At 40.9% G+C, this 25,706-nt stretch carries 22 protein-coding genes and 2 tRNA genes; 11 read left to right on the top strand and 13 right to left on the bottom strand.

From position 1 onward, the window contains the following. The first annotated feature begins 108 nt into the window (after positions 1–108). Complete coding sequence (locus BWD42_RS03060) at positions 109–744, top strand: HdeD family acid-resistance protein (protein ID WP_077435729.1); 636 nt, start codon at positions 109–111, stop codon at positions 742–744. A gap of 56 nt (positions 745–800) precedes the next feature. Here BWD42_RS03060 and BWD42_RS03055 read toward each other — a convergent pair whose 3' ends face one another. After that, positions 801–1,442, bottom strand: a complete 642-nt coding sequence (locus BWD42_RS03055) for a peptidylprolyl isomerase (RefSeq protein ID WP_077435727.1) — start codon at positions 1,440–1,442, stop codon at positions 801–803. A gap of 106 nt (positions 1,443–1,548) precedes the next feature. On the opposite strand from BWD42_RS03055, the gene mgrA reads away from it, so the two are divergent. Continuing rightward, the gene (gene mgrA / locus BWD42_RS03050; RefSeq protein WP_077433001.1) at positions 1,549–2,586 is read left to right on the top strand and encodes an L-glyceraldehyde 3-phosphate reductase; all 1,038 of its coding nucleotides are present in this window, start codon (positions 1,549–1,551) and stop codon (positions 2,584–2,586) included. Between the two features lie 95 nt (positions 2,587–2,681). On the opposite strand, the gene BWD42_RS03045 is transcribed toward mgrA, so the two are convergent. The 3 genes from BWD42_RS03045 to BWD42_RS03035 all read right to left on the bottom strand — a co-directional run bounded on the left by BWD42_RS03045 (position 2,682) and on the right by BWD42_RS03035 (position 3,944). Further along, positions 2,682–3,209 (bottom strand): DUF1697 domain-containing protein, encoded by a 528-nt coding sequence (locus BWD42_RS03045; protein ID WP_077432999.1) that lies wholly within the window; start codon positions 3,207–3,209, stop codon positions 2,682–2,684. Positions 3,210–3,224: 15 nt separating this feature from the next. Next, entirely contained in the window at positions 3,225–3,521 is a 297-nt protein-coding gene (locus BWD42_RS03040; protein ID WP_077432997.1) for an MGMT family protein, read from the bottom strand. 349 nt (positions 3,522–3,870) lie between these two features. After that, a tRNA-Arg gene (locus BWD42_RS03035) sits at positions 3,871–3,944 on the bottom strand. Between the two features lie 184 nt (positions 3,945–4,128). On the opposite strand from BWD42_RS03035, the gene BWD42_RS03030 reads away from it, so the two are divergent. Then, positions 4,129–4,647: a YceI family protein gene (locus BWD42_RS03030; RefSeq protein ID WP_077432995.1), complete on the top strand. Its 519-nt coding sequence runs from the start codon at positions 4,129–4,131 to the stop codon at positions 4,645–4,647. 55 nt (positions 4,648–4,702) lie between these two features. Continuing rightward, positions 4,703–4,787 (top strand) — tRNA-Ser (locus BWD42_RS03025). A 189-nt stretch (positions 4,788–4,976) separates the two neighbouring features. On the opposite strand, the gene BWD42_RS03020 is transcribed toward BWD42_RS03025, so the two are convergent. The 5 genes from BWD42_RS03020 to BWD42_RS03000 form a co-directional block, all read right to left on the bottom strand. Further along, complete coding sequence (locus BWD42_RS03020) at positions 4,977–5,342, bottom strand: PleD family two-component system response regulator (protein WP_077432993.1); 366 nt, start codon at positions 5,340–5,342, stop codon at positions 4,977–4,979. Between the two features lie 70 nt (positions 5,343–5,412). After that, positions 5,413–6,243, bottom strand: coding sequence for a CheR family methyltransferase (locus tag BWD42_RS03015; RefSeq protein WP_077432991.1), 831 nt, complete (start codon positions 6,241–6,243; stop codon positions 5,413–5,415). 2 nt (positions 6,244–6,245) lie between these two features. Further along, positions 6,246–6,617: a response regulator gene (locus tag BWD42_RS03010; RefSeq protein ID WP_077432990.1), complete on the bottom strand. Its 372-nt coding sequence runs from the start codon at positions 6,615–6,617 to the stop codon at positions 6,246–6,248. Between the two features lie 13 nt (positions 6,618–6,630). Then, positions 6,631–10,230 (bottom strand): response regulator, encoded by a 3,600-nt coding sequence (locus BWD42_RS03005; RefSeq protein WP_077432989.1) that lies wholly within the window; start codon positions 10,228–10,230, stop codon positions 6,631–6,633. Continuing rightward, a complete protein-coding gene (locus BWD42_RS03000) occupies positions 10,220–11,704 on the bottom strand; it encodes an ATP-binding protein (protein ID WP_077432988.1) in 1,485 nt (494 codons plus the stop codon). The genes BWD42_RS03005 and BWD42_RS03000 overlap by 11 nt, the downstream gene beginning before the upstream one ends. A 215-nt stretch (positions 11,705–11,919) precedes the next feature. On the opposite strand from BWD42_RS03000, the gene BWD42_RS02995 reads away from it, so the two are divergent. From BWD42_RS02995 to pdeM, 4 genes are read left to right on the top strand one after another with little or no spacing between them, the layout of a single operon-like run. Further along, positions 11,920–12,903, top strand: coding sequence for a ligase-associated DNA damage response exonuclease (locus BWD42_RS02995; RefSeq protein ID WP_077432987.1), 984 nt, complete (start codon positions 11,920–11,922; stop codon positions 12,901–12,903). Beyond that, positions 12,900–14,480: an ATP-dependent DNA ligase gene (locus BWD42_RS02990; protein ID WP_077432986.1), complete on the top strand. Its 1,581-nt coding sequence runs from the start codon at positions 12,900–12,902 to the stop codon at positions 14,478–14,480. The genes BWD42_RS02995 and BWD42_RS02990 overlap by 4 nt, the downstream gene beginning before the upstream one ends. Before the next feature lie 2 nt (positions 14,481–14,482). Next, positions 14,483–16,945, top strand: a complete 2,463-nt coding sequence (locus BWD42_RS02985; protein ID WP_077432985.1) for a ligase-associated DNA damage response DEXH box helicase — start codon at positions 14,483–14,485, stop codon at positions 16,943–16,945. Continuing rightward, the gene (gene pdeM / locus BWD42_RS02980; RefSeq protein WP_077432984.1) at positions 16,942–17,598 is read left to right on the top strand and encodes a ligase-associated DNA damage response endonuclease PdeM; all 657 of its coding nucleotides are present in this window, start codon (positions 16,942–16,944) and stop codon (positions 17,596–17,598) included. Before BWD42_RS02985 ends, pdeM begins: the two co-directional genes overlap by 4 nt. Here pdeM and BWD42_RS02975 read toward each other — a convergent pair whose 3' ends face one another. The 4 genes from BWD42_RS02975 to BWD42_RS02960 form a co-directional block, all read right to left on the bottom strand. Continuing rightward, a complete protein-coding gene (locus tag BWD42_RS02975) occupies positions 17,599–18,561 on the bottom strand; it encodes a helix-turn-helix transcriptional regulator (RefSeq protein WP_077432983.1) in 963 nt (320 codons plus the stop codon). It abuts the gene before it with no gap. A 122-nt stretch (positions 18,562–18,683) separates the two neighbouring features. Next, positions 18,684–19,475: a heme ABC transporter ATP-binding protein gene (locus BWD42_RS02970; RefSeq protein ID WP_077432982.1), complete on the bottom strand. Its 792-nt coding sequence runs from the start codon at positions 19,473–19,475 to the stop codon at positions 18,684–18,686. A gap of 32 nt (positions 19,476–19,507) precedes the next feature. Further along, a complete protein-coding gene (locus BWD42_RS02965) occupies positions 19,508–20,539 on the bottom strand; it encodes a FecCD family ABC transporter permease (protein ID WP_077432981.1) in 1,032 nt (343 codons plus the stop codon). Positions 20,540–20,544: 5 nt separating this feature from the next. Beyond that, positions 20,545–21,417 (bottom strand): hemin ABC transporter substrate-binding protein, encoded by an 873-nt coding sequence (locus BWD42_RS02960; protein ID WP_254846164.1) that lies wholly within the window; start codon positions 21,415–21,417, stop codon positions 20,545–20,547. A 292-nt stretch (positions 21,418–21,709) separates the two neighbouring features. Between BWD42_RS02960 and BWD42_RS02955 the strand changes: the two genes are divergently transcribed. The 3 genes from BWD42_RS02955 to BWD42_RS02945 are packed head-to-tail and all read left to right on the top strand — an operon-like array spanning position 21,710 to position 25,519. After that, on the top strand, positions 21,710–24,088 hold the full coding sequence (locus BWD42_RS02955) for a TonB-dependent receptor (RefSeq protein WP_317041788.1): 2,379 nt from the start codon (positions 21,710–21,712) through the stop codon (positions 24,086–24,088). A 57-nt stretch (positions 24,089–24,145) separates the two neighbouring features. Next, entirely contained in the window at positions 24,146–24,901 is a 756-nt protein-coding gene (locus tag BWD42_RS02950; protein WP_077432980.1) for an HmuY family protein, read from the top strand. Between the two features lie 30 nt (positions 24,902–24,931). After that, entirely contained in the window at positions 24,932–25,519 is a 588-nt protein-coding gene (locus BWD42_RS02945) for a hypothetical protein (protein ID WP_077432979.1), read from the top strand. Positions 25,520–25,706 lie beyond the last annotated feature (187 nt).

Here is a 25,706-nt window from a genome sequence, read left to right as displayed (position 1 = left end):
CAATTAGCGTTAAACAGTACTGAAGTTTAGTAAATGCTAAAATCAATATTGCGTAGCATTTCACAAATTTTTGAGAGACCGCAAAAATTTAAATTTAAAAACACGATTATGGCACATTCATTTTTAAAAACGATCAGATCCTCCGTTAAACATTGGTATATACCGCTTATTATTGGAATTCTTTTAATTTTATTAGGCTTCTATACGATAGCTACGCCGATCACATCCTTTCTTGCCTTGAGTATTTTGTTTTCTTGGTCATTCATTGTGTCGGGGATACTTGAAATTACATTTGCCTTACAAAACAAAAATGAAGTGGATGGTTGGGGCTGGTACCTTACCGGTGGCATCCTTTATGTCTTATTCGGAATTTTACTCATGACCAATCCCCTATTGTCTGCAAGCACTTTGGCTTTTATTGTCGGATTTTATGCTTTGTTCAGATCCGTTCAATTATTATCCTTCTCCTTTGACCTGAAAAATTATGGAAGTAAATCCTGGGGCTGGATCACCCTATTTGCAATATTGGGCATTATCTTTAGTTTTATTCTCCTATGGAACCCAATTTTCGCCGGCTTTTCCCTTGTAATTTGGACAGGAATGGCGCTTAGTACAGTCGGTTTTGCAGCCTGCGTATTTGCGTTTCAGTTGAAAAGTCTGAAAAATATCCCCGACAAACTGCCTAATGAATGGAAAGAACGCTACGACAAATTAAAAGAGGAATTTGAACAGTACAACAAATAAAAATCATATATAAAAATTGCTATCTTAAAGGGAAAACCATCTTTTTCAAGATGGTTTTATTCTTTGATTTCCACTATACTGAAAGGCACCTTTTCCAGCGGGAAATCTTGTTGATCTGTTTTCGATCGACTGATCTTCAAGATTACATCCAAGCCCTGATATATTTCACCAAAGACTGTAAAATCTTGATCAAGTCTAGGTTGGCCACCACGCAATAAATATTCTTCACGCTGCTCCTTACCGTATTTTATGCCCTTTTTAATTTCCAGACCATCCAGTTCTGCTGAGCTAACCTTTTTACCAACGACAAAATAGATCTGATTCAGGAATGATGCCTTTTCAGGGTTACCATCACGTCCCGCCCCCAACGCGCCCATTTTGTGAAAAGCGCGTTGGTCAAACTCAGCCGCCAAACGAGGTTTGCGATGCTGAGGATCTGCCGCTTCCTTCTTTTCGATATCGATATCATGTTCTCCACCTTGCACCACAAAATTTTCAATTATACGATTGAATAATGCCCCCTGATAAACACTGTCCTTAATCGACTTTAACATCAGATCACGATGATTGGGTGTGAAATCATAGAGTACCACCTTAAATTCTCCAAATGCGGTTTTAAATAACAATCGTTTTGACTGTGCATTAGTGTTACTCATCCAGATGAACACAATTGCTATAATCAGCGTAATTTTTCTCATATCTTTTGGTCGCATCGACTTATTCAAAATTTCGTATAAAAATACATTAAATTTCAATTCGAGGAAATCTGTTTATTGTTATATTTGACTATAACAATTCAAATCTATGCAGTATACCCCTAACCCTGAACGCTACAAACAGATGATATACAATCGTTGTGGTAAATCCGGTCTTCAGTTACCAGCTATTTCTTTAGGTCTATGGCACAACTTTGGAAATGACACAGCTCATCAAACCAAAGTTGATATCTGTACAACAGCTTTTGATCTGGGAATCACCCATTTTGACCTTGCCAATAACTATGGGCCGCCTCCAGGAAGTGCAGAAATAGCATTTGGACAGATTCTCAAACAACAATTCGCTGGGTATAGGGATGAGCTCATTATCTCTTCAAAGGCAGGCTACCATATGTGGGATGGTCCCTATGGTGAATGGGGCAGCAGAAAATATATTATTTCCAGTTGCGACCAATCATTAAAACGCTTAGGAACAGATTATGTTGATATTTTCTATTCACATCGCTTCGACCCAAACACCCCGCTGGAAGAAACCATGATGGCCCTCGATCAACTTGTTCGGAATGGCAAAGCCCTTTATATCGGTATTTCGTCCTATAATTCGCAACGCACCAAAGAAGCTTATGCGATATTGAAATCATTAGGAACACCGTTTATTATTCACCAACCCAGCTATTCAATGTTAAACCGATGGGTTGAGTCGGACGGGCTATTGGACACATTGGATGAAATCGGAATTGGCTCCATTGTTTTTTCACCACTCGCTCAGGGCATGCTCACGGATAAGTATTTACATCATATTCCACAGGACAGCAGGGCATCACAGTCAAAATCTTTGCAGACCAAGTTTTTGAGCGAGGAGAACAGACAGAATATCCAGGCACTTCATGCTATTGCGCAACGTAGAGGACAGTCTTTAGCCCAAATGGCCATCGCTTGGGTATTTCGGAAACAACAGGTAACTTCAGCACTAATCGGCGCATCCAGACCTCAACAGGTCATCGACTGCGTAGGCGCGCTCGAAAACCTATCGTTTACTTCGGAAGAAATCCGAGAAATTGATCTATATGCGAAAGATGGCCACATCAATATATGGGCACAATCTGCTGAGCTTAATAAAGCTTAACGAAATATGAACTACATTAAAAAAGTGTATTGATGTTCGGAAGACAAATCAATACGCTTTTTTTAATAGACTTCATGAAATAAACTCAAATTGCGCTAATGCATGAGTTTTAAAATTTTCTCAAATGTATTTACATTCCTACTGGTGAATTTATCCTTCAGGCTTTTCTTACCTAATATTTTCCCAAATGTTGAATCCAATGTATTTCCTTTGGGCACATACCAGTAAAACAGTCCATTGACCACATCAGCTTTTTCATTATCTGCTTTTATACTACGATTGAATTCGTCCATCAGCACCTCTTCTATTCCCTGTAAACCTACAAAAGTATAAATATGAAAATCAGGATGTCTTTCAAAAGGAATACTACTCCAAAAAAGAGCAGTTTCTGCTTGCGACTTAATAAAAAGGAAGGCTTCATAGGAAAAATAATTGGACATCGCTTCTTCCAAAATTACTTTAAGTTCGTCGACAGATCTTTCTGAAGAAAAAACAATATTTCCAGAAGCCAGCACTGAGCTCACATCCTCCATTCCAGCTTCTCTAAAGACCCGGCATACATCGGCCATCTTCATGTTTGTCCCCTTAACATTTACCCCCCGTAGAAATGCACAGTATTTCATCTTTTATCAATTTTATTAAATTTCATCCATTGGATTCCAAAATATCTTTTTAAAATCCTTAATGCGGAGATTGTTAATTACAACGCCTTCGTTTTCCAATTTAGCCTCAAATGCAGGGACCGACAATACTCCACTGCTCGAAATCACCCGATGTGCAGGCACTTCTTTGGGGCATCCCCCCATCGCTTTTCCAACATGGCGGGAATGATTTGGATAACCTAGCGCTTTCGCAATTGCTCCATAAGTTGAAACACGTCCTTTTGGGATCAGTCTTGCCAATTCGTACACTTGCTGTTTGAATATTTCATCCATATTCTATCTATTTAGATCATTAGTTCAACTGCCAGTTGGACCTTAAAAAATTTCCTTCGGTCAGCAATAATACGCCAAACCGAGTATATTTCAAAGTTGACTAAAATACAAAAAACGAATACCTAATACCTTATAAAAGCGCTGTGAACTTATTTAGTCAACCAATTTAATCCTCTGCCTACGTTTCTACGTAAAAAACAGTTCTATTTTTTATAAAAGGAACAAATTGAAAAGAAAACGCGCAGTGTAAATATTTTATAATTGAGTCGATATCCAGCTCATATAGGCTATAGATACTAGTAAATAAAAAAGTCCTTAATATTCATATTAAGGACTTTTTGCGATTCTGTACGCCAATCAGGATTCGAACCTGAGACCGTCGGTTTAGAAAACCGATGCTCTATCCAGCTGAGCTATTGGCGCGTCGTTTTCGGTAATGCAAAAGTAGACATTTGTTCAACAATTCCAAAATATCATCTGCTTTTTTTTGCGGTTTTCCAATAACTGATTGCTTTTCAACAAGATTATTTTATTGATCTAGGTCAAACAAAAACCAAAAGGTTGCTGTTACCTTTGTGTTGTAAACAAATAAGAAAACACAAAAATTATGGCACAAGGAAAATGGGAATTGGACGCTGCACATAGCGAAATAGAATTCAAGGTAAAACACATGATGATCACTAATGTCAAAGGAAACTTCGACAGTTTTAAAATCGATCTTAATACAGCGGATGATACCTTTGAGAATGCACTTGCAAAGGTAACTATCGAAACAGCATCCATCAACACACGAAATGAACAAAGGGACGGGCACTTAAAAAGTGCTGATTTTTTTGATGTCGAAAAATACCCTGCAATAACATTTGAAACAACGAGCTTAGCGAACGAACAGATTAAAGGAAATCTGACTATCCGTGACGTAACTCGTCCTGTGGTTTTTGACCTGGAATTTGCAGGAATTCAAAAAGACCCTTGGGGAAATAGCAAAGCGGGATTTGTCGTAGAAGGGAAAATCAAACGTTCAGAGTTCGGGCTTAATTGGAATGCAGCTTTAGAAACAGGTGGTGTCATGGTGAGTGGTGAAGTAAAATTTAGCGCTGATATCCAGTTTATAAAAGCAAATTAAGAAGTATTTCTGAAATAAAATTTGGCAGGAGAGCAAAAATTCGTACTTTTGTCGCGGAGAGTTGGCAGAGTGGTCGAATGCGGCGGTCTTGAAAACCGTTAACTGTCACAGGTTCGGGGGTTCGAATCCCTCACTCTCCGCAGAACAAGCCTTTCAGAAATGAAAGGCTTTTTTCATTGTATTCGGATTCGGACCAGAAGCACTGGCTGGGTTTCGAACGCTATCATCGCAGACGTTATTCAAATACTTATCAACGTAGAATAAAAGCAAGCCTACAAAAATATGTAGGCTATCATTCGTTGGTTAATAGAATAGATCATGGTTGGATCCTATGAGATATATTTATTTACGATACCTTCAAGATCATCCAGATCAAAAGGCTTGGACAGGAAGTCATCTGCTCCGGCACGGGCAGCTAATGACTCTATATCATTGTTAGCGGACACATAAATAACCGGGATATGTTTAAACCGGTCATCTGCCTTCAAAAGACGGGTCGCTTCTACCCCTCCAATATTTGGAATCCAATTATCCATCAAAATAAGATTAGGTTCTGTAGACTCCACCTTCTGAATAATATCATGAGATGTCTCCGAAACCTCAACCTGAAAACCCAGATCTGTTAGCACGACTGTTATTACCTCCAAAATAATCGTATCATCTTCAAATATCAGTACAGTTTTTCTTTTACTCATATAGCTTATTTTATGTCTTTTATAGGGCTACTATGGATTAAATGTCATTCCATTGTTAAGTATAACCATATTATAACGAATAAAGTTTTTTCCAAATTTTTTGATCTCCTATTGGGCTGAAATTCTGCTGGATACTCGAGAAACGGATAGTCTCTTTACTGCCTAGGGCCAGATATCCCAAATTTTCCAGACTCGCATCAAAGAGCTTAAAAACACGATCCTGTAAATCCTTATTAAAATAAATCAACACATTCCGACACAAAATCAATTGAAAGCTGTTAAATGAGGTATCTGATACCAGATTATGGGTTGAAAGGATGATCTTCTGTTTCAATTCGGGGTTAAATTTCGCCCATTCGTAATTTGCCGTATAATAATTAGAAAAGTCCTGCTTCCCACCTGACTCCATATAATTTTCTGAAAACAACTTAATCTGATTTAATGGATAGATTCCATTACGTGCTATTTCCAACACCCGCGGATTGATGTCTGTTGCATAGATTAAGGATTTATGATGCAGGTTAGCCTCCTTCAATAAAATCGCAAGTGAATAGGCTTCTTCGCCACTTGAACATCCTGCTACCCAAATACGGATAAGCGGATAGGTTCCCAACTGCGGCAAAATCTCCTCACGCAACTGGCGAAAAAATAAAGGATCCCTGAACATTTCCGTCAAATTCACTGTAATTTCTTCAACAAAATGTTGAAGAAACGCTGGATTGTCCTTCAGCGCGAATCGCAGCTCCGCAAAACTTGCAAATCGGCCATTCGTCATGATTCGATTGATCCTTCTCTTAATCGATGCCCGACTATATTGCATGAAATCGTAGCCATAACGCTGGTAGATATCTTCCAATAAAATATCTATCTCCTCATCCTTAATAATATTATGGCCCAACATAGCTAGATCAACTGTTCAATTTCAACTATTAACTTATCCACATCAATTGGTTTCGACACATAAGCCTGTGCACCCGCTGCAAGACATTTTTCGCGATCCCCGCTCATTGCTTGAGCAGTAACCGCGATAATCGGAATATCTTTAATAACTGCTGAACTCCGAATCAAACGGATAGCCTCATATCCGTCAATTTCGGGCATCATCATATCCATCAAAACTAATGAAACATGATTGTCAGCCGTTAATAATTCAATTGCATCCTTTGCCATGGTACAACTAAGGATCTGGTATCCCTTGGCTTTTAATGTTAAACCCAAAGCAAAAATATTCCGATTGTCATCGTCTACAATTAATATTATTTTATTTCTATTCATTAAAGCCGCTCAATTAATTTTCGTATAACCATACCCGTAACAATGACAAAAGCTGATCTACATCAACAGGTTTTGATATATAATCTGAAGCTCCTGCTTGTATACATTTTTCCCGATCACCAATCATAGATTTGGCCGTAACGGCAATAATAGGTAATGTAGCAAATGAAGCTTCCTGTCTAATATTCCGGATCGTTTCGTACCCATCCATTTCGGGCATCATCATATCCATTAGGACAATATCAATTGTTTCACCTGAATTTAGCACTTCCAGTGCCTCCTTACCGTCCATTGCTGGTATGACTTGCACCTGAAATTTTTCCAATGCTTTTGTCATAGAAAATATATTACGCACATCATCATCAGCTACCAGTACTTTCTTCCCTTTTAATACATCTGTCAGCGCACCCAGACCATTGTTTTTCCGGCGTACATCATCCGAATTGTTGGTTTCAATCAAATGTAGGAATAAGCCTACTTCATCGAGAATACGTTGATAGGAATGTGCGGTCTTGACGACTACAGAATCTGCATATTTTTTAATCTTTAGTTCCTCGGATTTTGATAGATTTTTGCCCGTAAATATAATTATTGGCAAGTTTTCGAGACCTTCATGCTGTTTTATCGCTTCCAAGGTATTATATCCCATTTCATCAGGCACACCCATATCCAAAATTACACAATCTACCTCAGCAGTCCCCAGTGCATTGATGCTATCTGTAACATTATCTTTTACTTCAAGTGAAATATCAAAACTGCTTAAAAAATAAGCCAATGCACGTGCATGTTTCGGATTTTCTTCAACAATAAGAACCTTTTTTGGCGATTTACTTAAGGCGGATTCAATTTTCTGAAACACCGATGTCATCTGCTCGAGGGCCACGGGTTTATTGATAAAATCAATTGCACCTTTAAGCAAACTTTCCTTCTTCACTTCAAGTGACGACATGATATGTACTGGAATATGGCGTGTCTCCTTATCACCTTTTAACTCATCCATCACCGCCCAGCCGTCCATAATCGGCAACTGAATATCCAACAATACAGCCTGCGGATGATACTTCTTGGCGGCCGGTAGGGCATGATCTCCCCGTACCACAACAACACCCTTGTAATGCTGGCTATGTGTATATTTCAATAATGCTTTGGCAAAATTGATATCATCTTCAACAATCAGAATAACCTTGTCTCCTTCGGTAATATTATTTCGATCATCAGGTAATTCTTCTGGTATACGTATGGTAGCCGGATTATAAGTATCTTCTGTGACGAGCTCACGTACCTCCTCAACTTCAGAGTGGATCTCTTCCACAAGCTGTTGCTCCTTTGTTTGGACTTCACCAAGTTCAACTTTATGATCCGGTATGATAAACGAAAATGTACTACCTTTTCCTTCCTCACTCGTCAACTTGATTTCTCCTCCAAGCAAACGGGCGATCTCCCTACTAATCGATAAGCCTAGCCCAGTACCACCAAATTTTCTCCGGGTCGAACCATCCGCTTGTTGGAATGCCTCGAAAATTATCTTTTGTTTCTCGAGGGGTATTCCGATACCAGAGTCTACTACAGCAAAGACAAGTTTATCTTTTGTCGCACTATCGCCATAAATATCCAATCTAACTTCGCCAGCCGCAGTAAATTTAATTGCATTGGAAATCAGATTACGCAACACCTGATCTATCCTAAGCCGATCACCCTGAAAATTTCGTTTGAGTTTCGGATCAATATTGATCGTGAAGGCCAAACCTTTCTCCTTGACGATTGGCAAAAATAAATTATTCAGATCTGCGCATATATCATTTAAATTCAGGTTCGCATATTCCAAGGTCATTTTACCGGATTCAATCTTTGAAAGATCCAATATCTCGTCGATTAATGTCAATAGACTCGTTCCGGAACTTTGGATCACTTTGGCCGATTCGATTTGATCCGCATTCAGGTTCTGTTCATTATTTTCGGATAGCAAGCGGGAAAGAAGCAGAATAGAATTTAACGGTGTACGCAGTTCATGAGACATATTTGCCAAAAATTCGGACTTATATTTTGTACTCAATGCGAGTTCTTCGGCCTTCTGTTGGATTTCCAGGTTCCGCTCAGCAATCATAAGATTTTTGTCTTCCAACAATTTTGAACGTTCCTCCAACTCCTGATTAGATTGCATCAATTCTTCGTGCTGAACTTTAAGCTCCTCCTCAGACGACTGTAAACGCAAGGTCTGGGCCTCCAACTCTGTATTTAGATTCTCAAGTTCAGCGTGCTGTGACAACAACTCCTCCGATTGAACCTGTGTTTCCTCCAAAAGTGCCTGGATTTTGGCGCGGCCTTTTGCAGATGCAAGAGCGATGCTAAGTTGTCTGGCAGATTCGGTCAGGAAAATCACTTCTAATTCAGTAAACGGCTGACGGTGTCCTATTTCCAAAACACCCAACACTTGATCTGTAGATACAATGGGGACAAAAATAAGATGTGGCACATTGATTTTTCCAGAGGCAAAACTGACCAAATAATCTTCTTCACGGATATTATTGATCACTTTCGTTTCCTTATCGACAAATACCTGTCCGACATACCCCTCCCCTGGAAGAAAATAGAGCTGCGCTTTCGGATCCAATCCATAGCAACCCGATCGTTCAAGTTTCTCCTCATTAAAGATATATATTGCTCCAGTAATTGCACCAATATAATTTACCAGTCCTTTTATTGAATCCGTTGCAAGCAACCTTTCGGTTTTATTACCGACCAGGCCTGTGTAGAGATCAGCATAGCCCATATGTAACCAGTCATTATCCCGAAGCTGATCAAAGGACTTTTTTAGGGATTTTGACATCCGGTTCACAGATTTTGCAATCGCACCTAGATCATCATCTTCAATATCCTCCGCTTTTACATCGTAGTCTCCAGAAGCAATACGATTGGTAATATTTTGAACCAGATTTAACCTGCGTGCAATTCCCTCATCCTTTTCAACCAGCGATTTTTCCAGTGCCAAGCGTCTAAGAAAATCTGCCCTTAAGCGAAAATAAAAATATGCTGTAATAATCAGCGATAGTAAAGCGCTGATAACGATAAACAGGGTCGTAATAAATGAAGAATTATCCAAATTGGCAGCTTTCCGGTCTATATCATCATCTTCATAATGAATAATATCCTTGATAATATTACGGCATTTATCCATCGCTGTTTTACTTTCATCCAACTTCTCCACAGTGACAGTCCCGCCCTTTCTTTTGGTGTCTACGGACTCCTTTAATACCGCCAACCGCCATTGAACAGCAGTAAACAAGCTATCTACTCGGCTCCGCTGGATCGGATCTGCTTCCGTAAGTTCCTTTATTTCATTTAATTCGTTCGGCAAACTCGCTAGAGCCATATTAAATGGATCCAGGTAATTCTCTTTACCCGTAAGCAAATACCCCCGGTTTCCCGTTTCGGCCCCCTGTAAGGAATTCAGTATAATATTTGATAAACTGATTATTTTTCGGGTGACAGTGAGCTCTTCGCGATGTTTATTTTGATCTTTAATTCCCATGTAAGAGGCTGTAGAACTTACCAGTAGTACAAATAAGGACAAGCCAATTCCTATGGATAAATTATTCAGTGTTTTATTTGGCATCTATAGGCAGATTTAATGGTAATGTAAAATAAAATGTGGCCCCTTTCCCAGCTGAACTTTCGACAGCTATAGTGCCTTGATGGCTACGGATAATTTCCGAACAGATATAAAGGCCTATTCCCAGCCCCTGAAAATCAAAAGAGGTTTCTTCCACACGGTAAAACTTATTAAAAACTTCAGACAGCTTGCTTTCAGGTATTCCGATCCCGAAATCTATTACACTTATTTTGACAAAGTCATCCATGACCCTACAATCAACGATCACTTTCTCTGTCCCAGCTGCATATTTATAGGCATTGGTCAAAAAATTAACCAGCACCTGTTCCAGTCTTATTTCATCCCCATACACCATTAAGCCCGAAATATCTCCTTGCCTATGGAGTTCCATCTTGCTCTGGTCATGGGTCTGCACGATGGAATCAACAGCGTTCTGAACCATACGCTCGAGCGAGAAAACTTTTTTGTTTATACCTAATTTGCCATTGTCGATTTTCGATAAATCGAGCAGATCTGTGATCAGACTATTAAGTTTCTCCACCTGATCCTGAACTCTATTGACGTATTTCGCCTCTGCACAATCTCCGTCAAGTTTTAATTTTCGGTCAAGTAACTGCATATACGCTTTTATACTTGTCAACGGAGTCTTGAGTTCATGGCTGGCAATACTCAAAAATTCATCCTTTTCTTTTTCAGCTTTCTTCTGAGCATCTATATTGGTAAAGGTTCCAACCCAATTATTTTCCCCATTTTCTAGAATCGGCCATACCCTTAACAATTGATAAGAATAACCCGGTTCATCCCGCTTCTTGACCCGCACCTCCATTTCCAACGGCTTACCTGAATCAAGGCTTTCCTGCAACTCGGCAGCAATTGGCTTATCATCGGGATGAGTCTGTGGGAATGCCTGCTCATTATCCGAAAATTGAAACCAACGACCATTAACAAATCCGATATTCCCACGATGATCGCAGGTAAATGCAATCTGAGGCAATGATTCCAATAGCGTATGTAGGTAATCTACTTTCGAACGGAGTTCTTTCTGCGCCTGTTTCCTTCCTTCTACTTCCTTTTCCAAGGCTAACTGGATATCCTTTAAAGCCTGTGTTTGTTCATACAACCGATAGAATGTTTTGACTTTGAGCATCAGGATATCTGGATCTACAGGTTTGGTCACATAATCCAGTCCTCCAGAATCATAACCTTTGGTAATAAAGCGTTTATCTGTGTTGACGGCGGACAGGAATATAATAGGTGTTTCCTTTGTCTTGCTAAATCCAGCAATATTCTCGGCAACCTCAAAACCATCCATATCAGGCATCTGCACATCCAATATGATCAAAGCATAATTATATTTTAAAATTTTCTTTAAAGCTTCTTCACCAGACTGGGCGGTATCAACTTCAAAATTTTTGGACTCTAATAACTTTTGTAACGAATAAATATTATCTGGGTTATCATCAACTATTAATATCATAGAGAGCTAAAACTAAGGATCAACGTAAACAAATGTAAAAAAATTAACTGAATCCACCTTATAATGATTGCAGGCAAAAAATCTCCTTAGCCCGGAATGTAAATACTGTGATCGGCTTTCGCTAAAAAATAAACAAAACTTTAACTTATGCCTACCTGTTTGAATACATAACATGCTGCAAACAGCAGTCATGTTGTCAAAAACAAGTATTCGCTATGATTCAATTCACATCAAAAGGTATTTATTGTATTCCGGGCAAATTTTACTTAGATCCCTGGCAACCAGTTGATCTTGCCATTATCACCCATGGACATGCAGATCATGCGCGACCGGGGATGAAAAAGTATCTTTGCCATCATTTTACAGTTGGCATATTGAAAAGCCGGATTGGCGCAGATATTCAGGTGGAGGGCATAGCTTACAACCAAACCATTCGTATTAACGGTGTAAAAATTTCTTTACATCCTGCTGGGCATATTATTGGCTCGGCTCAGATACGTATGGAATACAAAGGAAAAGTAATTGTTTTCACCGGAGATTATAAGCTTCAGGATGACGGACTCTCCACTCCTTTTGAACCTGTAAAATGTCATGAATTAATTACTGAAAGTACTTTTGGTCTTCCAATCTATCGTTGGGAAAGTATTGGGAGCCAAAATCAACGTTTAAATACATGGATCACGCACAATCAAGGATATAAAAAAACTTCCGTATTTATTGGTTATTCATTAGGCAAGTCTCAAAGGATATTAAATGCGGTGAAAGATATGGGCGAAATATATGTACATTACAGTATCGCTAAATTAAATATGGCCTATAGGGATGTGGGGATAAATTTACCCCCTTATCACATTATCGACCCAACGACGGACATGAAGCAACTGGATGGTAAGATCGTACTACTACCACCAGCATTACTGGACACACAACTACTTCAAAAGATACCACATGTTGCCTATGCGATCTGTTCCGGTTGGATGCAGATTCGTGGCGCACGCAGATGGCGCAGCGCAGATGCCGGTTTTGCTATCAGTGATCATGCAGATTGGAATGGATTGCTGCAGGCAGTAAAGGAAAGTGAGGCCGAAAAAGTCTATGTGACGCATGGACAGACAGCTTCATTTAGTAAGTACCTGAATGAGATAGGTATTGCTGCTGAAGAGGTTAACACGGATTATGGTGAAGAACTAAGCGTATGATAGAATTTGCAACTTTAATCAATGCCTTGGACAGCAGCAATAAAGCCAGCTTGAAAAAGGAAGCTATTATTCGCTTTCTAACATTTGCCCCTGAGAAAGACAAACGCTGGTTTTTGGCCTTAATGACGGGTAAACGGCCTAGACGTCCGGTTTCAACAAAGGATCTCAAAACTTGGGCATTGGAAATCACAGGTATTCCGGAGTGGTTATTTATCGAATCCTATGCAGCTGTTGGAGATCTTTCCGAAACCCTATCTTTGATATTGCCACCACCATTGGAGAAAACAGACAGAAGTCTAAACGACTGGATGGAAGATATTCTGCTTATAGGAAATGCTTCACTCGCAGAAAAAAAAGAATTTGTACTCGCCTCCTGGAATAGGCTCAACACAATTGAGCGTTTTATTTTCAACAAACTGCTGGGCGGTAGCTTTCGTTTGGGGATCTCTTCCAAAGGATTAATAAATACCATTGCGACACATTTTCAGATCGAGCCGAGCATTGTTACCCATAGCATTATGGGCGAGTGGAATCCGCATGACTTCGCGTTTGACAAACTCGTCCGCGGAGAATATAGCAATACCAACCTGTCAAAACCTTACCCCTTCTGTCTGGCTTACCCCATTGAAAAAGAAGTGGAAGAACTTGGTCCAATTTCGGCATGGCAATGCGAATACAAATGGGATGGGATACGTGGACAACTGATCAAAAGAGGAGACGAAATCTTTATCTGGTCCAGAGGAGAAGAACTGGTCACCTCACAATTCCCGGAAATTAGCGATGCATTGAAACAATGGAATGGGAGCTTTGTTTTAGACGGCGAAATTCTGGCAGCGAAAGACGGACAAATATTGAATTTTAATGAACTACAAAAACGCATTAATCGCAAAGTAATATCCAAATCTTTGCGTGAAGAAGTCCCTATTGTTGCCTATCTCTATGACCTATTGGAGTTGGATGGTAAAGACCTCCGGTCAGAAACGTTACAGGACAGACGCAAATTATTGGAACAGTTGTATCAACCTAATGTTGGACCTACAATCCAATTGTCACCACTTATCCATTGCGAAAATTGGGCCGAGCTACGAACCTTACAAGCTACATCGCGTGAGTTAAACAGCGAAGGCATTATGCTCAAAAAGAAAGACTCTGTTTATTATGTTGGCCGGAAAAAGGGTGGCTGGTGGAAATGGAAAGTCAATCCGATGACCATTGACGCAGTATTAATATATGCACAAAAAGGCAGCGGACGTAGAAGTGCGCATTACACAGACTACACTTTTGCCGTTAAAGATGGGGATCAATTAGTAAGCATCGCAAAAGCATATTCAGGACTTACAGATAAAGAGATACTTGAGGTTAGTCGCTATGTCCGACAGCATGCAATAGAGAAATTTGGACCTGTACGGACTGTCAAGCCCGAGCTGGTGTTTGAAATTGCCTTCGAGGGGATTGGTTACAGTAAACGCCACAAATCTGGTGTAGCCTTGCGCTTCCCGCGAATTTTGCGTTGGCGCAGGGACAAAAAGGTCGATGAAATAGATACATTAGAGAACATCAAAAAATTAATACCATAAAGTTGAGTCAGAAGATCATACACAGTGAAGGATTCAAGATCGTCAATCGTTATTTTGAATCCTTGGGCAATACTCCTTTTGGCTTCCAGGTTAAGACTTGGGACCGATATATGCTGGGGTACAGCGGAATGGTCATTGCCCCTACAGGATTTGGCAAAACGTTTTCGGTGTTTATGGCTGTCTTGATCGATTACATGAACCATCCTGAACACTATCAAAAAGGATTAAAATTACTGTGGCTCACACCTTTGCGCTCTTTGGCAAAGGATTTGGCCCGAGCAATGCAAACCGCTATTGACGATATTGGATTAGATTGGGTTGTACAGGTGCGTAATGGGGATACCGATCCAAAGATCCGAGCGCAACAGACCAAAGCAATGCCCGATATCCTTTTGGTGACTCCGGAAAGCCTGCATCTCCTGCTCGCCCAAAAACAACGTGACAAATATTTCAAAAACATCCGCTGCGTTACTGTAGATGAATGGCACGAACTTATTGGAAATAAACGCGGTGTCATGGTAGAACTGGCCTTGTCATATTTAAAACATCAGCATCCGCATCTTCGGATCTGGGGTATAACTGCCACCATAGGCAATCTGGATCAAGCAATGGATGTACTGCTGCCATTAGAAAAAAAACGGGTTCAGATTATCGCAAAGGAGAAAAAGAAAATTGCCATCAAATCGATCTATCCAGATAAAGTAGAACTACTTCCTTGGGCAGGACATCTTGGTGGCAATCTCGTGAATCAGGTCGTCCCCATTATTCTCGAAAGCAAGAGTACGATCCTTTTCACCAATACGCGTAGCCAAAGTGAATTATGGTATCAGCTATTACTGCAAGCACATCCTGATTTTGCGGGACAGATTGCGCTGCATCACAGTTCAGTAGACGCCCATATCCGCGAATGGATAGAAGAAAATCTGAGCAGTGGAAGGCTAAAAGCAGTGGTATCCACATCATCACTCGATTTGGGGGTGGATTTTAAGCCTGTTGATACCGTCATCCAAATCGGGTCAAGCAAAGGTGTCGCCAGATTTATGCAACGCGCCGGAAGAAGTGGCCACAGCCCTTTCGAAACATCCATTATCTACTTCGTTCCGACACATTCCCTGGAGCTTATTGAAGTCGCTGCTTTAAAGGAAGCGGTCAAAACCCAAACGATAGAAAACCGCGACCCCATGGTCCAGAGTTTCGATGTGCTGGTCCAGTTTATGGTGACAATCGCCCTTGGAGGCGGCTTCCAATCGACTGAGCTCCAGCAGATCGTTGCCGGGACCCACGCATTTAGCTATATGGAAGATGAGGAATGGCAGTGGTGCATGTACTTTATCACTGCGGGAGGTAAAATCGGCAAACGCTATGAGGAATTTCACAAAGTAGTACAAGACAGCGATGGTAACTGGATTATAAAAAATAGGCGCATCGCCCTTCTCCATCGGCTGAATATCGGTGCCATTGTTGGCGATGCCATGATGCGCGTAAAGTTCCTCTCGGGCGGATATATCGGTATGATTGAGGAATATTTTATCAGCAAACTGAAGAAAGGCGAACGATTTAACCTTGCTGGCCGTATTCTTGAACTTGTTATGGTCAAGGATATGACTGTATTTGTCAAAAATTCTTCCGGTAAGGCCATCACTCCAAGCTGGCTGGGAGGCAGATTGCCCCTTTCATCCAACCTCAGCCATTTTTTACGTAAAAAACTTGCAGAAGCGAAAGCTCCCAACCATACAGAAAAAGAACTGCGCTTCCTGGCGCCATTGATCCAGCAGCAGCAAAGTCTTTCGGCTGTTCCCAATGAATCACAATTTCTGGTCGAACATATTAAGACCAATGAAGGTCATCATTTATTCTTTTATCCGTTGGAAGGCCGCTTGATCCATGAAGTCATGGCTGCCCTGATCGCTTACCGCATCAGCAAACGCTATCCCATTAGTTTCTCCATGGCCATGAACGACTATGGTTTTGAACTCTTTTCCGATAAAGAAATTCAATTGGATCAAGCGCAATTAACCGAGATATTGAGCCGGGAAAATCTGATGCAAGATGTGATCAGTAGTATCAACTCCGCTGAAATGGCAAGCCGCAAATTTCGCGATATTGCCGTAATTTCGGGATTGGTGGTCCAAAATTATCCCGGCACCCAACAAAACAACAAATCCTTACAAGCTTCTTCGGGTATTATATTTCGTGTTTTGATGGATCATGATCCTGACAATTTATTGTTAAAACAAGCTTTCACCGAAGTATTCAATCAGCAATTGGAAGAATACCGTCTGATAAAAGCATTTGAAAGAATAAATAATAGCCAAATCATCTATACCTTTGTAGAGGAATATACTCCGCTGAGTTTCCCGATCAAAGTGGACAGTTTACGGCAATCCCTTTCCAGTGAAGCCTTGACTGAACGAATTCAACGCATGGAGCATGCAAATAAATCAAAACGCCGACGAAGAAAATGAATATACAGGAACAGCTTATTACATTCAATAAACAACAACTCATCCTTAATAATCAACGGACTATCTTTTGGCCAAAACAAAACACCCTGATTCTATCAGACCTTCATCTTGGTAAAGCTGCTCATTTTCGTAAACATGGCATTCCTATTCCTTCAGATACAGCTAACCTAGATCTGCAAAGATTAGCTACATTAATAGATTATTATAAAGCAGCGAATATTTTGGTTGTCGGTGACCTTATTCATGCGGGGATCAATCAGGAAGTTTTTTTACTGAAAGAGTTTAAACAAAAATATGCCGATCTCAATTTTCATCTGGTCTTGGGTAACCATGATCGAATGGTGGAGAAATTAGCGAAGCAGATTGATTTGATCTATCACAAGGACAAGTTCGAACTCGAGCAGATCTCCTTTGTACATGAACCGACAACAGCCCCTTCGGCTTTCAGCATCAGCGGACATATTCATCCGGGAGTCAGTATCAAACTCCCACCCAACAAGCATCTCCGTCTGCCCTGCTTTTGGGTCTCTGCACAACAGATTATTTTACCGGCATTTAGCAAATTTACAGGATTGGATAGCCGAAAAATGCCATCGGAATATGCATGTTTCGCTGTACACGACGAAATAATCCTACCGCTAAAGAATAGCTAATTACATTTTAAGTTCGCCAGGAGATATTCCATAGTATTTTTTAAAGGCGCTGCTAAAGTTATTCTGATGACCATATCCGGTCAGCAAAGCAACTTCATAAACCGTCATCTTATCATCCAATAGATAACTTTTGGCTTTTTCCATTCGTATTCTCGTTAAATAATCATGGATTGTCACCGAAAAATATTCTTTAAAGTCCTTTCGCAGCTTGCTTTCACTGGTTAATACCTCTGCCGCCAGCTCTTTTTGTGTCGGCGGATTGGCAATGCGCTGTTCGAGAATCTGCCGCGCCAGTTCCAGGCGCTGTACATCCTCTTCGTGGAATAAAGAGACATCTTGTTCACTTTTCTCGTTATACTGTTCAAATTGATACATCAGCAACTCAACAATACGAGATTCGGTATGGAGCCTTCGTATCTCACCTTTTTTCTTGGATTCAATAAGTTCCGCTATGGTATGCTGCATTTCGTAGGTTGCCATCAGATCCTCTTCTGAAAACGATGTGTATTCGCCTTTTTCAATTTCATGCACAAACTGCTGGTGCAATAAAGAATCCCGCTTGATGAGATTGAGATAATACTCCTTGGATATGACCGCAATAAAATAGGTATATTCTATACCCGGCTCTACTTCATGTATCGATTTAACAGAGGGTATATACCTGATATTGTGCCGGCTCATGCCATAAGGCAGCTTGCTATCAGTAGGTTTAAAAAAGATAAATTGACTGGTAATGGTCTCCCCTTCAATCTCAGTCAATATCTGTACAGGCCGATCAAATTGCATTTTCGAATGCAATATAAACAAGCCTGAGGTAGAGAGCTGAAAATTTTCCATGTGAACGGGCTCCGTATGGATCGTGATTTTATTTTCTACCAAAGGTTTGTCAGGCACATAGCTGTCTGGAATTTCTTCTTCAAAAAGCCAATCAGCCAACTCAACTATTTTACTTTTCACCAACATGATTACAATTCAAATAAGCCTGATGCAGTTAAAATTAACGAATTAGGGTGGGAAATAAAAATTATTTATAATCTATCTAAATAAACTCCTGGTAGACAGGCACAATGTCAAAATGGTCTGGTCTATTCCAGATCAATATCCATCTCCTCCAATTGAACATAAGGTTTTAATGTCCTTGGATTCATGATCACATTGGATTCAACCGAAAAAATCGTATAGATTTCCTGCTGCGCCAAAACCTCTACGGGTGTACCATGAAAAAGTTTGCGCCCATGTTTGAGCATCAGTATCCGGTCGGCATACATCGCTGCAAAATTAACATCATGGACAACCAAAACAACCATAAACCCCTTACGGGCCAGTGCTCTGGCTATAGCAAGCACCTTTTGCTGATAATGTAAGTCCAGGGCAGAAATAGGTTCATCTAATAATAAGAGCGCATCTGGATTATCCCATATCTGTGCTAACACACGGGCAAGGTGAACACGCTGCTGTTCCCCGCCCGAAAGACTCAGAAAATCCCGATCGGCAAAAGCCGTCACACCACAGAGTTCCATCGTCTCGGCCAGCACCTTATAGTCATGCGCTGTGGGTGTATTTCTATAATGAGGGTATCTGCCCATTAAAACAATCTCTTCCACCTTAAAACTTAATGTCATCTGTTGCTGCTGACTTAACATAGCCCTGCATCTGGACAATGCTGCTGCATCGTATGCAGAGAGGGATTTTCCGTTAAGATAGATGTGCCCGGAATCAGGTTTTTTCTCTCCGCATAATACCCCCATCAGGGTGGACTTCCCTGCCCCATTGGCACCAAGTACAGCCAAGACTTCACCTTTACGCACCTGAAAGGTGATGTCCTTGAGTAGTTTTCGGCCTTTCAGCTCACAGTTGATTTTCTCTACACGCAACATAAGACAATATTAGTTAGACATCCGAAGGAAGGCTATTTATCCTTGATTAAAATATACAAAAAAACCGGTGTTCCAAGTAAGGCCGTAATCACACCGATAGGCAATTCTATCGGCGCCACTGAGACCCGGGCGATAACATCCGCCAGGGTCAGCACCAATGCACCAAGGATCAATGAGCCCGGAAGCACAAAACGATGATCCGGGCCGCCCATCAGGCGTACCGTATGTGGAACAATTAATCCTACAAAACCGATAATCCCCGATACCGCCACCGAAGCGCCTACTGCCAATGTAGACAAGACCACCACAAATCTTTTTACACGATCAGTACGCATGCCCAATAGATCCGCCTGCAGTTCTCCTAAGGCAAAAGCATTCAATGATTTTCCGAAAAAAGGCAGGATTATTATAGAAATACCGATAAAAGGTCCTACAGCCAATAAATTTTCCCAGCTTGCGCCGCCCAAACTTCCAAGCATCCAAAAGGTTATGGTGCGGAGCTGTTGTTCTGTAGACAAATAAGTCATTAAGCCTGTTAGGGCGCCAGCAAAGGCATTAATGGCAATGCCTGCCAACAACATTGTCGTCACGTTGGGCCGTCCATTTTTACTGGCAATACGATAAACCAGAAAGGCCGTCAATCCGGCTCCGGCAAATGCACCAAATGCCAAAATATAATAACCGATCCAGGCCGAAAGTGAGGTTAGCAGGAACGTTTCAAATGCAATGATCAATACCGCGAATAAGGAGGCACCCGAAGAAATACCAATTAATCCGGGTTCTGCAAGCGGATTTCGAAAAATCCCCTGAATGGCAGCACCCGAAATACCCAGAGCAGCACCAACCAAAATCCCCAGCAATAAACGTGGCATGCGGATCTCAAATAAAACATCAGCGTGCATGCTATTTTGATCGGTAGATCCCGGATGATTTATCTTCGCCATCAACATGGATAAAATATCTTGGGGAGGTATGTGATAAGCACCTAAACCTAATGCAATAATACATATGACAATCAATATTAGGCTCAATGCCAGTAATATTACTTTCTGTTTCTTCTGCACCTGATCTATTTTGAGTCCATTACTTTTTCAAATCCCCGGTGCAGTTCCAAGATCGCATCTGGTAGCCGGTTACTAAAATTGACCAGCAAGGAGGCGTTCATAACCAATATGCGCTCTTTTTTACCCGCATTGGTAATACGCATCCCAGGTAATTTAAGAATGGCTTCTGCGCCCCCAAGGCTACTAGCCCCAAAATCGAACAGCAATACAATATCCGGATTGGCCTGTACCAATGCTTCTGTTGTATAGGGTTTGAAATCCGAGAATTCCTGCACGGCGTTTTTCCCTCCAGCCAGATTAATCATCGCATCCAGACTACTGCCCTTTCCCGCAACACTCATTGTACCTGTCCCACGGGCATACAAAAACAGTACTTTCGGCGTAGCTTTACCTTTATTTTCTTTATTTACCAACTCCAGGGTACGATCCAGGCTTGTTTTTGTACGTGATACCAGAGATTTCCCTAAGGATGGCTCTCCGACAGCATCAGCAACCCCCTGAATATAACGCAGTGCGCCTTGGGCCGAATAATTTGGCTTAATCGCAATAAACCTTACCCCAGCGGCACGGATCTGTTGGATTACCGAATTGGAGATATCCCCCTCATTCGCCAGAACAAGCGTAGGCTTAAAAGACAATAAACCTTCAGCCGAAACAGAACGGTTTTTGCTTACCCTTGGCAATGCTGCTGCTGCCTTTGGCGATATACTGGTCACATCTGTCGCAATCATACGATCCCCTATCCCGAGCCCATAAATTGTTTCTGTCAGTGAACTGTTCAATGTAATAATCCGTTGCTGTGCACTTGCCCATCCGCCAAGATGGAGCAAACAACAGAGCATAATGATGTAAATTCTACGCATCTCTTTCTTCTCCATTAGAACCACACAAGATTTTGTTTCTTGTTTTCTTGTATGACAATTGTATTTGACTACAAAACAAATCAATAATCAGTCTAAATACAAATTATTTTCACTTCCCCTAAATAAAGGTTTAGAGTAGAATAAATAAGCTATCACACTATAAAACAATAAAATAGCACATAAAACTAGGCCAGTTAGGGTTAACAAAAATCGGATTAAATAGAATTTATGACAATTTGCATATAGAAAAATCCAATAGTATTGCCTTTTTTTGTAACATTATTTAGAATGATTAAAAATAAAAATAGTGTTTAAAAGTCGCTCTTCTATTCGAATAAGTATAGTAATCGCGCTGTGCGCCTGCCAGATCTTAGCGGTGCAAGCACAGGAAAAATGGAAACTATCCGGAACCTTAAAGAATGAGTCCGACAAAGCGATAGCCAATGCAACCGTTTACCTGTATCCGGATAAATATGCTTTCAAAACAGATAGTGCTGGAAAATTTCAATTTAATAAACTCTATTCAGGTCGTTATGAGCTTGTCGCACAAGCGCTAGGCTATAAGGAGCTGCGTCAATTTGTAGACTTGAGCGATAAAAACCAGGAACTGACCCTTACGGTACATGCAGATAGTCGTCAAATCGGCGAGGTCGAAGTAAACCGTAAATTGGAGGCCGTCGATAATCTTATCAAAGCCGAAAACGCCGCTATGCCGGTCAAGGTCATCACAAAAAGAGAGATTGAGCTGATGGGAAGCCGTCGGTTAGACGAAGTGCTAAAAGAACAGACTGGTATTGCTATCGTCAATGATATCGCGGGTGGTTCTCGAGCTGTCGGCGTTCAGATTCAAGGCTTTAGCAGCAACTATGTCATGGTATTGGTAGATGGACAACCCATGCTCGGTCGTAATAGTGGTAATTTTGATCTTTCCCGTATTTCGGTGACCAATATTGAGCGTATTGAGATTATCAAGGGCGCATCCTCCTGTCTCTACGGTAGTGATGCACTTGGTGGTGCCATCAATATCATTACCCGCCATGGCGCCATCACACCACAGGCGCATGCTTCTCTGCTCTATGGTAGCTTAAATACAGTTGATGCGACATTGGAAGGCGAAACACCATTTTCCAATCAAAGAGGTAGCGCCGTTGTTTCCGGAAATTACTACCGTACAGATGGATTCAATACGGACAAGCAATATCTCAACCCAACAAGCACAACATTCCCGCCTTATACCAACTATAGTTTTCAGGGGCGCGTACGCTATCGCACGAGCAAAAATGGTACCGTGGGAATGACTGGCCGGTTTGCTGCCCGCGAATCTGAAATGATCAATGCCTGGTCTGAAGACCGCACCTTGCAGGACAAGCAAAAAGATCAGGACATCAATCTGTCAGCCAGCTACGACCATAATTTTGAATCAGGACTGCGCAGCATGACACGCTACTATTTTTCCAGGTTTCATTCGCAGATTGCTGCGCAATGGTTACGACAAGGAGTTTTAGCCAGTGCTGAAGAGTTCGGACAGAATGTACACCGCATCGAACAGCAATTTGCCTATAATCCCATACAACAAGTTAAATTTACTGGAGGAATCGGTGGTAGTCTAGAGCAGATGGATAATCAGGATCTGGATGCCAAACGCTCGTTGAACAGTGCGTTTATCTACTTCCAAACGGAGTGGAAACCGGTAGACCGCTTGCTGACGACACTGGGACTACGTTACGACCAGACCAATGTTTATAACGGGCATCTGAGCCCAAGCCTAGGCTTACGGTATCATATCAGTCCAACATTATTGATCAAAGGAGGTGTTGGCGCTGGGTTCAAAGCTCCGGATTACAAAATGCGTTATCAGGTGTTTTTCAATCCCGCTGCGAATTATCTGGTTGTAGGCACCGAACGGGTAGCCGATGTGGTTGCGGCCATGGACCAAGCGGGTGAATTGAGTTACAAGAACAGCTATATGCTGAATTTAGTCGCAGGTAACCTCAAGGCCGAAACTAGCCTCTCCAACAATATTGGGCTTACCTGGAATCCTTCAACCAAATTTCAGGCAGATTTTTCTGTTTTCTATCATCGTATCAACAATCAGATCAATACGGTCAGTGTAGGTAATGGTACCAGTATCGCGCAGATCTATAGTTACCGTAATTTACCGAAAGCGATGAATAAGGGTTTTGAAGTTTCAATAAGTTATCAGGCTACCAGGGATCTGCAATTATCCATGGGCTATCAATATCTTGTCGCAAAAGATCTTAGCGTATTGGATAGTATCGCAGCGGGTCATTACCCCTATAATCAAATAAACGATGCTGCAAGTGATCTCTATCGACAGAGCAAAAAATCAGATTACTGGGGCATTGAGGACCGTTCGCGTCATATGCTCAATTTCAAAGCTCAATACGAATACAAACCCTGGGGAGTCAATGTTAATGCCCGCGTTAATTTTCGTGGAAAGACACCTTTTCAAGAATACAACGGAAATCAATTTATTGACAAGTATGACATCTTTATCCCCTATCATACGCTTCTGAACATGACGATCGAAAAAAGTCTGATGAACCGGAGGTTAACCTTTCGTCTGATCGGCGACAACCTGTTCAATTTTACGAGCCGCTATCTATTGGGGCAGCCCGGTAGAGTGATTATGGGCGGAGTCAGTTACCGGTGGATGAAGGATTAGCGATTGGAGATTGGAGATTAAAGCTAAAAATAAGTACACAAAATAGTAGATAAAACAATGAGAACAATTAATATCATTATAGCGGAATGCAGCATCTGGCTTTCATTCCATAAGATTGGACGTTGTATTTTTTCAGGTTTTCTGGCACTTATGCTCCTTTCCTGTGGGAAGGACAAAGACTATACGATTGGATTAGAAGATGGCAAAAGTGTCGTTATCAAAGATCTGGCTGGTGATACCGATGCCGCCATGGGTGATGGTGCTGAAGGTAAAGAAAAACGACCATTCAACATGTTTCTTTTTCGATTTAAGGACAAAAAGCAAATCTGGATCAAGACAAAGGCCGACTCCGCACAATGGTTAAAAACAAAAGATTGGGATATTGCCTTTACGGGTCCCTACAATTCTGAAGTCTTTGTCAATAATGCTGATGATGAGTTCAATCCAGGTTATCAGGGCGAAGCCAACAATACAGCTGTCATGCTATTAAAGCAATCTTACCAAAGCCTGACTGTAGCACCTTCGGACGAAGAATTTAATAAAAACGGAACGGGCAAAATTGGTTGGGCATCCAACTCGGAGTCCCTGGGATGGTTTCAGTATAGTCTGAGTACCCATATTATGCAAGCGCTGCCCAATCGCACCTACGTTATCCGGCTTCCCGATGGTAAATATGCCAAGTTACAATTGATCAATGCCTATAAAGGAAATCCATCGGCAGTGACCAATATGAACTGGCCGGCTCCCTATTACACCTTTAAATATTATGTACAGGAAGATGGCAGTAAAGATTTAAATACAAACACATTATAAATAAGGAAAAATTACACAAATAAATTAAAGATGAACAAATTATTTACAACAGCGGCACTTTTATGTGCATTGAGTCTAGGTTTTACTTCCTGTAGCAAGGATAATGATAAAGTTGAGGAAAACAAATTGAATGATGCTACAGCTGTCACCGCTACTGCCAAGATTGAAATTCCTGCAGGCGCAAAAGTTTACTATGATTTCAAGACAAATAGTGTTCAGGAGGAAGCAAAAAGTATGATAAATCTATCTGGCATGTATGGTTCTACTTTGCAAAAAACATCAGCTGAAAACTATAAAATGGGATATTTCGATCAAGAGAATACAAGTATTGAAAAATTGACATTAGCGGCAGTATTAGGTTCCAACATAACTTCCACAGATAAATTAGGCATAGACGCTTCCAGTGCTGGTGCTCCAGTGACAGGCCCCACATGGATAATCTATGACTTTAAGAACAATCATGCAGTATACCCCACCCCTAACCGTTACATCGTCATGTATAAAGGGGAAAAGCTAAGCGAGAAGAGTGATGAGCTTTTCGTTATTCAGGCAGCTGGAATTACTGCTCTCAATGGAAATGCAACGTACAATATTAATTTTAAAAAGTTTGTAAAATAATTTATTAAAAGGTACAATCAGTCTTCTTAAAGAAATGTCTCCAAATATATTCAATCAAAAAACGTACATGAATTAAATTTGGAGACATCATTATTATTTTTTCCATCAAAAAGCTCCTAATTGAAGTTCCATTAAGATATGCAAAGAACATATTACATATTAAGTTAAACGGTTAACATCAAAATTA

The sequence above is a fragment of the Sphingobacterium sp. CZ-UAM genome (assembly GCF_002000245.1).
Taxonomy (GTDB): Bacteria; Bacteroidota; Bacteroidia; order Sphingobacteriales; family Sphingobacteriaceae; genus Sphingobacterium.
Note: the sequence above shows the minus strand (reverse complement) of the source record. Positions and strands in the feature narration are given on the sequence as shown.